The sequence below is a fragment of the Olleya aquimaris genome (genome assembly GCF_003259525.1).
Classification (GTDB): Bacteria; Bacteroidota; Bacteroidia; order Flavobacteriales; family Flavobacteriaceae; genus Olleya; species Olleya aquimaris.
On record NZ_QLLO01000010.1, the window covers coordinates 64,990 to 78,617 of the forward strand.

The 13,628-nt window shown below is 32.2% G+C and carries 10 protein-coding genes; 5 read left to right on the plus strand and 5 right to left on the minus strand.

Features of this window, described 5'->3' with window-relative positions:
* Positions 1-105 precede the first annotated feature (105 nt).
* From LY08_RS12360 to ychF, 4 genes are all read right to left on the minus strand, one after another.
* On the minus strand, positions 106-2,787 hold the full coding sequence (locus tag LY08_RS12360; RefSeq protein WP_111660762.1) for a DNA gyrase/topoisomerase IV subunit A: 2,682 nt from the start codon (positions 2,785-2,787) through the stop codon (positions 106-108).
* Entirely contained in the window at positions 2,788-4,647 is a 1,860-nt protein-coding gene (locus tag LY08_RS12365) for a DNA topoisomerase IV subunit B (protein WP_111660763.1), read from the minus strand.
* Between the two features lie 120 nt (positions 4,648-4,767).
* A complete protein-coding gene (locus LY08_RS12370; protein ID WP_111660764.1) occupies positions 4,768-5,220 on the minus strand; it encodes an SRPBCC family protein in 453 nt (150 codons plus the stop codon).
* Positions 5,221-5,352: 132 nt separating this feature from the next.
* A complete protein-coding gene (gene ychF, locus LY08_RS12375) occupies positions 5,353-6,447 on the minus strand; it encodes a redox-regulated ATPase YchF (RefSeq protein ID WP_111660765.1) in 1,095 nt (364 codons plus the stop codon).
* Positions 6,448-6,675: 228 nt separating this feature from the next.
* On the opposite strand from ychF, the gene LY08_RS12380 reads away from it, so the two are divergent.
* The 3 genes from LY08_RS12380 to LY08_RS12390 all read left to right on the plus strand — a co-directional run bounded on the left by LY08_RS12380 (position 6,676) and on the right by LY08_RS12390 (position 10,907).
* Complete coding sequence (locus LY08_RS12380) at positions 6,676-9,471, plus strand: TonB-dependent receptor (protein WP_111660766.1); 2,796 nt, start codon at positions 6,676-6,678, stop codon at positions 9,469-9,471.
* An 83-nt stretch (positions 9,472-9,554) separates the two neighbouring features.
* Positions 9,555-10,160 (plus strand): short chain dehydrogenase, encoded by a 606-nt coding sequence (locus LY08_RS12385; protein WP_111660767.1) that lies wholly within the window; start codon positions 9,555-9,557, stop codon positions 10,158-10,160.
* Positions 10,161-10,163: 3 nt separating this feature from the next.
* The gene (locus tag LY08_RS12390; protein ID WP_111660768.1) at positions 10,164-10,907 is read left to right on the plus strand and encodes a class I SAM-dependent DNA methyltransferase; all 744 of its coding nucleotides are present in this window, start codon (positions 10,164-10,166) and stop codon (positions 10,905-10,907) included.
* A 37-nt stretch (positions 10,908-10,944) separates the two neighbouring features.
* Here the strand turns inward: LY08_RS12390 and LY08_RS12395 are convergent, their stop codons facing one another.
* A complete protein-coding gene (locus LY08_RS12395) occupies positions 10,945-11,298 on the minus strand; it encodes a 4Fe-4S dicluster domain-containing protein (protein WP_111660769.1) in 354 nt (117 codons plus the stop codon).
* A gap of 77 nt (positions 11,299-11,375) precedes the next feature.
* Here LY08_RS12395 and LY08_RS12400 point away from each other — a divergent pair, with 77 nt between their 5' ends.
* Both LY08_RS12400 and serC read left to right on the plus strand, forming a co-directional pair.
* Positions 11,376-12,437, plus strand: a complete 1,062-nt coding sequence (locus tag LY08_RS12400) for an acyl-CoA reductase (protein ID WP_111660811.1) — start codon at positions 11,376-11,378, stop codon at positions 12,435-12,437.
* A 106-nt stretch (positions 12,438-12,543) separates the two neighbouring features.
* Entirely contained in the window at positions 12,544-13,605 is a 1,062-nt protein-coding gene (serC, locus tag LY08_RS12405; RefSeq protein ID WP_111660770.1) for a 3-phosphoserine/phosphohydroxythreonine transaminase, read from the plus strand.
* Positions 13,606-13,628: the final 23 nt, after the last annotated feature.

Here is a 13,628-nt window from a genome sequence, read left to right on the forward strand (position 1 = left end):
ATTCGATTCTCTGAATACAAAAGTGCAACACAACTAAGCAGTTGATGTTACATCATTTTTTAAAATATTTATAGAATTATAAAACTTGCATCATTATTATTAAGATTAAAACAAAGTCACCTGACCTTTATCATCCAATCCAAAATCAGAATTATCGTCATTATCTTTTGTTGAAGACGACTCTTTACTTTTACTTTCTGATTGATTATCAGAGTCTTTAGTTACAGTTTCTTCATCCACAACCTCTAATTCTTCTGCAGGAGTCTCTTCTGGAGCCTCATAAGGGATTGGATCTAAAAGATTAATCTGGTTAACTTTATGTTTAGTTAATTGGTTTCCTAAAGCTGTAATTCCTTTAATGGCAATAAATTCTTCTAAATTAATAGTTTCATTATCGCGTCTATCCTTACCACGTTCTTTAGTAAATTCGATATCTGCAACAGGCTTCCAGTCTGTAGAGACAATTTCTAACTGCGAATTTGGATGATCTGTAATAAAGGATTCTTCTTTATTTTCGTTTTCTATAACAAAGCGTTTAACAAAATATTTTTCTTTTTCGCCATCAAAATATATTGCAGAAATAGGTTTTTTAGGTATCCATTTTTCTAAAATAATCATATCATCATCAAAATGTAAAGTCACTTCTGGTGTAACTGTTTTGACAACTCCTTTTTGGTTGATTATTAACAACTTATCTTCACCTCTAAACTCGCCAATCAGCTCACCTCTACCATCAACGTTTAGTCTTTGAACGGTATCATCAAACCAGATTTTTCGAGGTTTTAAAGTTGAAATTCCTTTCTCTTTTAATTCTACAGATTTAATCGCGTATTTGGTAACCACATTACCTTTTGAGGCACGTCCTTTAATTAAAATATCTGCAAAATCTAAGTCCCATTTTAGTTTTTTAATACTTCCTACCTGACGTAGACTAATTGTAACTACTTCTGCTTCACCATTAGGGTTAGCAGAGAAGTACCAAAGTTTAGACCCTTTATTTCCATTGGTTAAGTCGTATTCTTTATCTCTTGTAATTGAGGTAACAGCAAAACGTTTAACATAAGAGGCACCTTTAGTTCCGTCGCGATAAATCATATTGTAGATGGTACGTTTATCTTTCTTTTTAAAGACAGCAACATGAACAATATTTTTACCAATAAAGGTTTTGCTATCTACTTTGGTCACCATCATTTTACCATCTGCAGTAAATGCAATTATATCATCTATATCACTACAATCGCAAACATACTCGTCTCGACGCAAAGATGTGCCAATAAACCCTTCTTCACGATTAACGTATAGTTTGGTATTTCTAATCACAACTTTTGTGGCATCTACATCTTCAAAAGCACGTAATTCTGTTTTGCGCTCTCTACCTTCACCATACTCTTTTTTCAATCGCTTAAAATAGGCGATAGCATAATCAATTAGATTAGCTAAATGATGTTTAACTTCTGCTATTTGCTCTTCTAACGCATCAATTTTTTGTTGCGCTTTATCAATATCAAATTTAGAAATACGTTTGATTCGTATTTCTGTTAAACGTGTAATATCGTCTTCTGTAATAGGACGTTTTAGATGTTTAATATGTGGCTGTAATCCTTTATCGATAGCCTTGATAACGCCTTCCCAAGTGTCTTCTTCCTCGATATCACGATAGATACGATTTTCGATAAATATACGCTCCAAACTTGCGAAGTGCCACTGCTCTTCTAATTCGCCTAATTTTATTTCTAATTCTTGTTTTAAAAGCTGAACTGTTTTGTCTGTACTACGACGTAACATTTCTGTGACACCAATAAACAACGGTTTATTGTCTTCAATAACACAGCCTAAAGGCGAAATTGAAGTCTCGCATGCTGTAAAGGCGTATAATGCATCAATGGTTTTATCTGGAGATAAACCTGAAGGCAAATGAATTAAAATCTCGACCTCAGCAGATGTATTGTCTTCAATTTTTTTAATTTTTATTTTTCCTTTATCGTTAGCTTTTAAAATGGAATCTATTAAAGATGAAGTGGTCGTCCCGAAAGGTAATTCGTTAACTACTAAAGTGGTCTTATCTAATTGACTAATTTTTGCACGACAACGTACCTTTCCGCCTCTTAAACCATCATTATAGTCGCTACAATCTGCTATACCTCCTGTTGGAAAATCTGGTAAAATAGTAAATCGTTTTCCTTGAAGATGCTTTATAGACGCGTCAATCAACTCGATAAAATTATGTGGTAAAATCTTGGTTGATAAACCTACTGCAATTCCTTCTCCTCCTTGAGCTAATAACAGCGGGAACATTACTGGAAGATTAACAGGCTCTTTACGTCTACCATCATAAGACGCTTGCCACTCGGTAATTTTTGGGTTAAAAACAACGTCTAATCCAAATTTAGAAATACGTGCTTCAATATAACGTGAAGCAGCAGCTCGATCGCCTGTTAGAATATTTCCCCAGTTTCCTTGGGTATCTATTAATAAATCTTTTTGACCAATTTGCACCATTGCATCTGCAATACTAGCATCACCATGCGGATGGTATTGCATCGTGTGACCAACAATATTGGCAACTTTATTGTAACGTCCATCATCCAAGTCTTTCATGGAATGCATGATACGTCGTTGTACAGGCTTAAAACCATCTTCAATTGCTGGTACAGCACGTTCTAAAATAACGTAAGAGGCGTAATCTAAAAACCATTCTTTATACATACCAGTAATTCTGGTAATGGTTTCTTGTGGTTCTTGATGTTCTATGTTGTCGTTAGTTAGGTCGTCGTTGTCTTCTGTCATTTATTTTTCCTCCTCAATTAAATCTAATTCTACTTTTAGATTATCAATAATAAACTCTTGTCTGGTTGGTGTGTTTTTTCCCATGTAAAACGATAGTAATTCTTCAATAGACATATTATCGTCTAACATAACAGGATCCAATCTAATATCTTCACCTATAAAATGTACAAACTCGTCTGGACTAATTTCACCTAACCCCTTAAATCGTGTAATTTCTGGTTTAGGTTTTAATTTTTCTATAGCATTGATGCGCTCTTCATCAGAATAGCAATAAATGGTTTCTTTTTTATTACGAACTCTAAATAATGGTGTTTGCAAAATGTATAAATGTCCTTCCTTTATAATTTCAGGAAAAAACTGTAAAAAGAATGTGATTAATAATAAACGTATGTGCATCCCATCGACATCAGCATCTGTTGCTATAACTACGTTATTGTAACGTAAATCTTCTAGAGATTCTTCAATGTTTAATGCAGCTTGCAATAAGTTGAATTCTTCATTCTCATACACTATCTTTTTAGTTAATCCATAACAATTTAACGGTTTTCCTTTTAAACTGAAAACTGCCTGTGTATTAACATCTCTAGATTTTGTGATACTTCCGGAAGCCGAATCTCCCTCGGTAATAAACAGTGTACTTTCTAGGTTACGCTCGTTTTTTGTGTCCCCAAAATGAATACGACAATCGCGTAGTTTTTTGTTATGTAAACTTGCTTTTTTTGCTCTGTCCTTTGCTAATTTTCGGATTCCAGATAATTCTTTACGCTCACGTTCTGCTTGTAAAATTTTACGCTGAATTTTCTCTGCAGTATCTGGATTTTTATGAAGGTAATTATCTAAATGTGTTTTTAAAAAGTCGGTGACATAAGTACGTACCGTTGGTAAGTCGCCACCCATGTCTGTGGACCCTAATTTGGTCTTGGTTTGACTTTCAAAAACAGGCTCCATAACTTTAATAGCAATTGCACTAACAACTGATTTACGTATATCTGATGCATCATATTGCTTTCCAAAAAAATCACGAATAGTTTTAACTAATCCTTCTCTAAATGCATTTAAATGAGTACCTCCTTGTGTGGTATTTTGACCATTTACAAAACTATTATACTCCTCGCTATACTGTGTTTTACTGTGGGTTAATGCGACTTCAATATCATCACCTCTAAGATGGATGATTGGGTATAGCAAGTCGGATTCTGCAATTTTTTCGGCTAATAGATCTTTTAATCCGTTTTCACTATAATATTTTTCACCATTAAAAACTATGGTTAATCCTGGATTAAGGTACACATAGTTTTTAAGCATTTTAACCACATACTCGCTTCTATACTTGTAATTTTTAAAGATGACATCATCTGGTATAAAAGAGACTTTAGTCCCTTTACGTCTACTTGTTTCTTCTAAAAATTCTTGATCGACCAAGTTACCTTGCTCAAAATCTGCTGAAGCACTTTTACCATCTCTTGACGATTCTACTCTAAAATATGAGGATAATGCATTTACTGCTTTGGTACCAACACCATTTAAACCTACAGATTTTTTAAAGGCTTTAGAGTCGTACTTACCACCTGTATTCATTTTAGATACTACATCTACGACTTTACCTAACGGAATCCCACGACCATAATCGCGTACAATCACCTTGCTACCTTGGATAGAAATCTCAATGGTTTTACCAGCTCCCATAACATACTCGTCAATAGAGTTGTCTAGTACTTCTTTAAGTAGAATATATATACCATCATCCGGAGACGACCCATCACCAAGCTTACCAATATACATTCCTGGACGCATTCGGATATGTTCTTTCCAGTCTAGAGAGCGTATATTGTCTTCGGTATATTTTGTTTGTTCTGACATAAAATTTAGGTGCAATTTTGAGATAGGTTGCTAATATAATATAACGCTTTAAAAAATGAAACTGTGCGCCAATAAAGTAATTAACAATAAAAAGCCAATGTTGTTGAGAACATTGGCTTTTTATTTAGATTCTGCTTCTACTTTTAAAAACTGATTTCTTGTTTTTAACAAATTAGTCATGTAGCGTTTTAAAAATAAAACATTAGCTAATTTTCCTAATAAACCCAATGGTGATTCAAAATAAAATTTATCAATCATTATAGTTTTGTCATCTTCAGTTATAAAAATATGCTCATGCTTAAAGCTTTTGAAAGCTCCTGAAACCATTTCGTCAACAAAATAATGAGGGAAATCAAATTTTGTAATTTTTGAAGTTAATTGCTGTTTGATTCCAAAATGAGAGGCTTCCCATGTTACCCATTCATTTAAACCAATTAAACCAGAAGTCTTACCTGCTATTGCTTTTTCATTTGAATGTTTAAGTGACTTTTTATGAAAATCAATATTTCTGGATAAATCAAAACACGTTTTGATATCTGCATTTATTAGGGTTTTGATTTCTATAAAAGGCATAAATAAGGTACTTCTACTGCGCTAAGTGTGACAGTATTTTTTTTATTTTATGTATAAATATAAAACTAAAAAACGAGATGAAAATTCACCTCGTTTTTGTCTTTATTCTATTTTACTTGATTCTTGGTTCTACTATACATTAAACAAGAAATGCATAATATCTCCATCTTTAACTACATATCCTTTACCTTCCACACGCATTTTTCCTGCTTCTTTTACTTTGGCTTCACTTCCATATTGTACATAGTCGTCATAGCTTATAACCTCTGCTCTAATAAACCCTTTTTCAAAATCGGTATGTATTACTCCTGCAGCTTGTGGACCTGTTGCTCCTATATTAACTGTCCAAGCACGCACTTCTTTTACACCAGCAGTAAAATACGTTTGCTGATTAAGTAATTTGTAAGCAGAACGAATTAATTTAGCAGAACCAGGTTCTTCTAATCCAATATCTTGTAAAAACATTTGACGCTCTTCGTAATCGTCTAATTCATTAATATCTGCTTCTGTACCTACTGCTAACACTAGCACTTCAGCGTTTTCATCTTTAACTTTGTCTTTAACTAAATCCACATAAGCGTTACCAGTTACTGCACTACCTTCATCAACATTACACACATACATGACAGGCTTGTCTGTAATAAACTGTAAAGGTTTTACATAAGCTTTATAATCTTCTTCAGAAAACTCTAATGCTCTAATAGAGGTTCCAGCTTCTAAAGCATCTTTTATTTTTAATAATACAGCCTCTTCTTTTTGTGCCTCTTTATCTCCAGTTTTTGCTGCTCGTTTTACTTTATCCAACTTTTTTTCTGCAGTTTCAAGGTCTTTAAGCTGTAATTCCATATCGATAGTTTCTTTATCTCTTATAGGATCTACATTACCATCAACGTGTACAATATTATCATTATCAAAACAACGTAAAACGTGAAGTATAGCATCTGTTTCTCTAATGTTTGCTAAAAACTGATTACCTAAACCTTCTCCTTTACTGGCACCTTTAACTAATCCAGCAATATCAACTATCTCAACTGTTGCAGGTACAACACGTTCAGGATTTACTAAACTTTCTAATTTTTCCAATCTTGGGTCTGGCACATTAACGACACCAATATTAGGTTCGATGGTACAAAATGGAAAATTAGCACTTTGCGCTTTAGCGTTTGACAAACAATTAAATAACGTAGATTTTCCAACATTTGGCAATCCGACAATTCCTGCTTTCATTTCTGGTATTTATAATATTTATGGCTGCAAATATAGTACTATCTTATTAACATAATTAACGTTATATGCTATTTAATTTTTTAACAATTACACTATTAATTACTTAAAAAAAATAACGATTTAGTTATGAATTTTTAAAACACACCCCATTTTATTAGATATACTTTATAGTTTTGTGAAATTTTTAACATATTTTAGCATTTAATTAACCTTAACTTATTAAATTTTATGAAAAAACTAAACTTTTTATTAATGCTATTTTTTACTGTAGCATTAGCAAATGCACAAACCAATGTTACTGGTGTCGTTACTGGTGATGATGGCATGGGTATTCCCACAGTTAATATTGTTGAAAAAGGTACTACTAATGGTACAACAACAGATTTTGATGGAAATTATTCCATAACAGTATCAGATAATGCGACGTTAATCTTTAGTTACATAGGTTACGAGACAAAAGAAATAGCTGTTAACGGTAGAACTTCTATTAATGTCACTTTAAATAGTGGTGAATCTTTAGATGAAGTAGTATTAGTTGGATCAAGAACTGCTCCAAGAAGTAGTGTAGACACAGCTTTACCTATTGATGTTGTAGGCGTAAAAGAATTAAACTCTACTGGTCAAGTAACGTTTGACAAAGCGTTACAATACAGAATACCATCTTTTAACACTGTACAAACACCTGTTAATGATGCGACGTCTTTATTAGATCCATATGAAATTAGAAATATGGGACCAAGTAGAACATTAATCTTAATTAACGGAAAACGTAAAAATTTAAGTGCATTATTATATACTCAAACGTCTCCAGGACGTGGAGAAACTGGTGCAGATATCTCTGCTATCCCAACAGATGCAATTAAGAGAGTAGAGATTTTACGTGATGGTGCATCTGCACAGTATGGTTCTGATGCAATTGCTGGTGTAATGAATATTATTTTAAAAGATGATGTAAATCTTGGATCTGCAACATTAAGAGCTGGAATGACCTCTGAAGGTGATGGTGAAATGATTGGTATAGCAGTAAATAATGGATCTATGATCGGTGATGATAAAGGATTTATTAATTATACAATAGATTTTTCTAAAGTAAACTTAGCTAATAGACCTGGAACTGTAGATGCTGGTGGAGAAATTGCCGATTTTACAGGAGGTACTCCTGCAGATATTGCTTTTGTAAACGAATTTTTAGGGCGTCGTCCTGATGCTGGAAACATCAATGGTTCTCCAGAAACTGCTGCTTCTAAGTTTTTAGTTAATGGTGGATTTGATTTAGCTGACAACACAGAGTTATATTTTAACGCTGCCTATGTATATAAAAAGGTAAATAGTTTTGCTAACTACAGAACACCATATTGGAGAACTGTAGATGACTTCCCTTATTTAGCTGATTTTTTCCCAGGAAATAATCCAAATACAGCTGGAGGTTATGATGGATATGTACCAACTTTTGAAGGATTATTAAATGATTATAATGGTACAGTTGGAATTAAAACTAATATAAACGACTGGAATGTTGACTTAAGTTATACTACTGGTGGTAACACACAGACTTATAAAGTAAATCAGTCACATAACAGAAATGTTGTGTATTCTCCATCTACTTGGGTGGATGCCAACAATAATGGTCAAGTGGATTCTGGTGAAATCTCAGAAGGTGCACCTTTATACCAAGCAAATAGTCCACAATCATTTGATCCAGGTGGAACTAAATTTACTCATAACGTTGGAAACATTGACATTAACAGAGTATTATCCGATAAAGTAAGTATTGGTTTTGGTGCCGAGTTTAGAAACGAGGTATTTGAAGTTATTGAAGGTGGTTTAGCATCTTATGATGGTGGTGGAGCCGATTCTTTTGCAGGTAACAGTCCAGAAAACTCTGGAAAATTTAACCGTTATAATATTGGTGGTTACTTCTCTTTAGATTATGATGTTAGTGATGCCTTTTTATTAAGTGGTACTATTAGAACTGAGAATTATTCTGATTTTGGAAACACTTTTGTTTACAAATTTAGTACACGTTACAAAATTACAGATGATATTTCAGCAAGAGCTTCTGTATCTACTGGATTTAGAGCACCAACGTTACACCAAATCTATACTCAAAAAGCGCAGTATAGCTTTGTACCTGGACAAGGTATTCAAGTTGGAGGTTTAGTAAATAATGTGTCTACTCAAGCTCAATTATTAGGTATTCCAAGCTTAGATGCAGAAACTTCAAATAACTTTACTATTGGTTTAGGTGGTAAGTTTGATAACGGAGTTAGCTTTACTTTAGATTACTACAACATTGCTGTAAAGGACAGAATTGTATTAGGTTCTGAAATTGGAGCAAGCGGAAACCCAGCTAATCCATTAGATATTCTTTTAACTAATAATAATTTAAGTGATGTCAGCTTCTTCTCTAATGCAATAGATACTCGTACTTCTGGTATTGATGTTGTTTTAAGTAAACAAAACATTGGATTAGGTAATGGAGAATTAGATCTTAACTTATCAGGTAATTATACCATCCAAAACGAACGTGATGGTGCAGTAAAAGATATTCCTTTAGTTGCAAACTCAGGTCAATCTGTTGTTAACGAAACTCAAGAGGCTTTATTTTTCACCTCTAGACCAAAAACTAAGTGGATTTTAGGTGCTAATTATGATATTAATAAATGGGGCTTATCCTTAAACAATACGTATTTTGGAAAAACTACATTTAAGCAACAAGGATTAAGTAACGATTTAAGAACAGAATTTACTCCTAAAATTGTTACAGACTTAGGTATTAACTATAGTGCTTCAGAAAAATTAACTATCGCACTAAACATTAATAACTTATTAAATGTATTACCAGAGTGGAGCTTTAAAGCAGAAAATGCTAATGGAGAAGCTATTTTAGCAGATCCTGCTCAAGTTCAAAATCAATCTAATTTAATTACATTTAATCAACGTTATTCTCAAATGACTTATGATGGATATCATTTTAGTCAATTAGGAACTATGTTTAACTTGTCTTTAAATTACAAGTTTTAATTAACAACTGCTAAGTAATAAAAATGCTGTTCTGTATAGGGCAGCATTTTTTTATTACTTTTAACTTAAATATCAATGTATTTATGAAACTATTAATCATTGGTGGAAATGGCACTATAGGAAAAAGAGTCGCAAACCACTACAAACAACAAGAACACGAAGTTATAATTGCAGCTAGAACTAACGGAGATGTAAATGTAGATATTGCAGATAGCAAGTCCATTAAATCTATGTTTGAACAATTAGGTAAGGTAGATGCTATAGTTTGCATTGCAGGTGAAGCAAAATGGGCACCATTTAATGACCTGACTGAAGAGGACTACTACATTGGTTTAAAAAGTAAGCTAATGGGACAAGTTAATATCGTTAGAATAGGTCAACATTATTTAAACCAAAATGGTTCTATAACATTATCAACAGGTATTTTAGCTGATGACCCAGTACTTAAAACAACAAGTGCAGCTATGGTAAATGGAGGAATTCATAGTTTTGTACAAGCAGCAGCATTAGAAATTCCAACAGGAACTAGATTAAATGTTGTATCTCTAGGAATGGTTGAAGATGCCTATGAGAAATATAAAGATTATTTTCCGGGTCATAATCCAGTACCTATGTCTAAAGTAGTTAATGCGTATGTTAGAAGTATTGAAGGAAAAACTAACGGAAACGTAATAAGATATTACGAATAAATAATGCAAAGTTTATATTCAAATGGGTTTGAGTTAATATATGATAACATGTATCAAACTTTTATTGATTATAAAGAAGAATATCAGTTCTACAACAATATTCTAAATGACTATAACAAACAAAATGTTTTAGAAATAGGCTCAGGAACTGGTAATTTGGCACATTATTTTTTAAAACACAATTTCAATTATCAAGGCTTAGATTATAGTCAAGACATGATTAATTTGGCTATTAAAAAAAATTCTATAGGTCAGTTTATTCATGCTGACATGAAAAATTTTAGTCTTAAAAAACCTGTAGATAGTATTATTATTACAGGCAGAACAACTAGTTATTTACTAAGTAACCATGATGTTCATGCTGCTTTAAATTCTTTTAATCTTAATTTAAAAAAAGAAGGAATTTTATGTTTTGACTTTATAGATGCTTCTCGTTTTTTTAAAGTCATAAAAGGAGGTAAAACATTTAAGCATTCAGCTAATTTCAATCAAATTGAATATTATAGGGAGAGTGTTTTAAACACAAATAATTCAAATAACTTTATGTTTGATTGGTGGTCTAGATATTATGAAGTCAAAAACAATAATAAAAAATTAATAGCAGAAGACACATCGGAAGTTAGAGCTTTTACAAAAAACGAATGGGAACTACTCCTCTATTTAAACGATTTTAAAGTTTTAGAGATTATTGACAAGCCCTCTTATATGTTTGATTGTTATGCTATTGTCGCACAAAAAAAGCCTTAAGAAATTACTTAAGGCTTTTTTTATGATTGTATTTTAATTAACCATCTGGATGCATAAATTTTTGCTTTCCTAATAAGGTTTCTTCACTTTCTACATGATCTTCATCAGGTACACAGCAATCTACAGGACAAACCGCAGCACATTGTGGTTCTTCATGAAAACCAACACATTCAGTACATTTGTCAGGTACTATGTAATAAATTTCATCACTTAATGGCTCTTGCGCTTCATCTGCATCAACCTCTTTTCCGTTAGTTAATACTAACTTTCCTTCAAGACTAGTTCCATCCTTGTATCTCCAATCGTCAGCACCTTCATAAATTGCTGTATTAGGACATTCAGGCTCACATGCTCCACAGTTAATACATTCATCTGTTATAATAATTGCCATAGCGTATTTTAAATCTTTTTGTTTACTTAACTTTGTGGTGCAAAAATAAAGCCAAAAAAGGTGTTATACAAATAATAATGAGTAACAAAAATCACATAACAGAAGCTTTTATACAATTAGGTCGCTTTTTAAGCCAATTTTCATCAAATGGAATAAAAAAAGCAGAAAATATTCTGCATAACGACTTATTTTTTGATGGATTTAAACATCAAATTAAAGTAGCAAATGAAAATAACGGATGGTTTACACAAGATAACATCGTATTTGCTTTAGAAGGTTGGAGTAAACAATTAACAGAAGAAAAGCTAAACAATTGGCTAAAAGATTATACTCTTAAAACATCTCAACCAAAAACTGTAGCTATTATAATGGCTGGAAACATCCCTTTAGTTGGGTTTCATGACTTTTTATGCGTCTTAATATCGGGACATAATATATTGATCAAACAATCTTCTAATGACAAGCACTTATTACCTTTTATTGCTAAATATTTAGAATATGTTACTCCAGAACTAAAAGGTAAAATAAAATTTACTGAAGATAAATTAGACAATTTTGATGCTGTTATAGCAACTGGAAGTAATAATACTGCAAGATATTTTGAATATTATTTTAAAGATAAACCTTCAATTATTCGAAAAAACAGAAATTCGGTAGCCATTTTAACAGGAAACGAATCTAAAGAACAATTAGATTTATTATCTGAAGATATTTTTAGGTATTACGGGTTAGGTTGTAGAAACGTTAGCAAATTATTTGTTCCAAAGGATTATAATTTTGATGCTTTTTTTGAAGCGATGTACAAGTGGAATGATATAATTCACCAGAACAAATACGCAAATAATTATGACTATAATAAAGCTGTGTATTTAATGAGTGAATTTGATATGCTTGAAAATGGCTTTTTAATGATAAAAGAAGATCAAAGCTACTCCTCTCCTATTGCTACTGTGTTTTATGAGTATTACAGCAGTGAAGAAGCACTAAAACAGAAAATTGATGCAGACCAAGATTTAATACAATGTATTGTGGCAGATGGATTTAGCAATTCTGAGATTCCGTTTGGAAAAACCCAAAAACCAGAGCTTTATGATTATGCAGATGATATAGATACTATTGCATTTTTGTTAAAAATCTAGTTGATAAATTATTAAATTCTTAACTTATTTTAAATCAATAATTAGCACCTTTGTTAACTGAAAAAAATATAATTTCTGTAACCTTCAGAAACCTAAATTTGTAACCATGCAAAAACATAATTTTAGCGCAGGACCATGCGTATTACCTCAAGAAGTATTACAAAAAGCATCACAAGCCATTCTAGATTTTGATAACGGATTATCTTTAATAGAAATCTCTCACAGAAGTAAACCTTTTGTTGATGTTATGGAACAAGCCAGAGCGTTAGCATTAGAGTTACTAGGTTTAGAAGGCAAAGGTTACAAAGCATTATTTTTGCAAGGTGGAGCTAGCACACAGTTTTTAATGGTGGCACAAAACCTATTAGAAAAGAGAGCTGCTTATTTAAATACAGGGACTTGGGCAGATAAAGCAATTAAAGAAGCTAAAATTTTTGATGATATTTTAGAAGTAGCTTCATCTAAAGATGCTAACTACAATTATATCCCAAAAGGTTTTGAGATTCCAGAAGATCATGATTATTTTCATTGTACATCAAACAATACCATTTTTGGAACTCAAATTAAAAAATTTCCAAACTCTCCAATACCTATGGTATGTGATATGAGTAGCGATATTTTTTCACGTACTTTAGATTTTTCTAAATTCGATTTAATTTATGCAGGAGCACAAAAAAACATGGGTCCTGCTGGTACTACTTTAGTGGTAGTTAAAGAAGATATTTTAGGTAAAGTTTCTCGTAAAATACCATCTATGTTAGACTATAAGGTGCATATTGATAAAAGCAGTATGTTTAACACACCTCCTGTTTTTGCTGTGTATACTTCTATGTTAACTTTACAATGGTTAAAAGATTTAGGCGGAATTGCAGCAATTGAAAAAGAAAATGAAAAGAAATCACGTTTAATGTATTCTGAAATAGATTTAAATCCATTGTTTAAAGGGTTTGCTGCCAAAGAAGACCGTTCTGACATGAATGCCACTTTTACCCTAGTTAATGAAGATTTAAAAGAAACCTTTGACACCATGTGGAAAGACGCTGGTATCAATGGATTAAACGGTCATAGAAGTGTCGGTGGATACAGAGCTAGTATGTATAACGCATTATCGTTAGATAGTGTTAAAGTATTAGTTGAAGTAATGAGCGAATTAGAAAGTAAAGCATAAATAGTGATAAGTAATTAGTCCCT

Bases quoted from the DNA above. Each gene is read 5' to 3' on its own strand.
- LY08_RS12360 (WP_111660762.1), bottom strand. From the start codon at position 2,787: ATGACAGAAGACAACGACGACCTAACTAACGACAACATAGAACATCAA.
- LY08_RS12365 (WP_111660763.1), bottom strand. From the start codon at position 4,647: ATGTCAGAACAAACAAAATATACCGAAGACAATATACGCTCTCTAGAC.
- LY08_RS12370 (WP_111660764.1), bottom strand. From the start codon at position 5,220: ATGCCTTTTATAGAAATCAAAACCCTAATAAATGCAGATATCAAAACG.
- ychF (WP_111660765.1), bottom strand. From the start codon at position 6,447: ATGAAAGCAGGAATTGTCGGATTGCCAAATGTTGGAAAATCTACGTTA.
- LY08_RS12380 (WP_111660766.1), top strand. From the start codon at position 6,676: ATGAAAAAACTAAACTTTTTATTAATGCTATTTTTTACTGTAGCATTA.
- LY08_RS12385 (WP_111660767.1), top strand. From the start codon at position 9,555: ATGAAACTATTAATCATTGGTGGAAATGGCACTATAGGAAAAAGAGTC.
- LY08_RS12390 (WP_111660768.1), top strand. From the start codon at position 10,164: ATGCAAAGTTTATATTCAAATGGGTTTGAGTTAATATATGATAACATG.
- LY08_RS12395 (WP_111660769.1), bottom strand. From the start codon at position 11,298: ATGGCAATTATTATAACAGATGAATGTATTAACTGTGGAGCATGTGAG.
- LY08_RS12400 (WP_111660811.1), top strand. From the start codon at position 11,376: ATGAGTAACAAAAATCACATAACAGAAGCTTTTATACAATTAGGTCGC.
- serC (WP_111660770.1), top strand. From the start codon at position 12,544: ATGCAAAAACATAATTTTAGCGCAGGACCATGCGTATTACCTCAAGAA.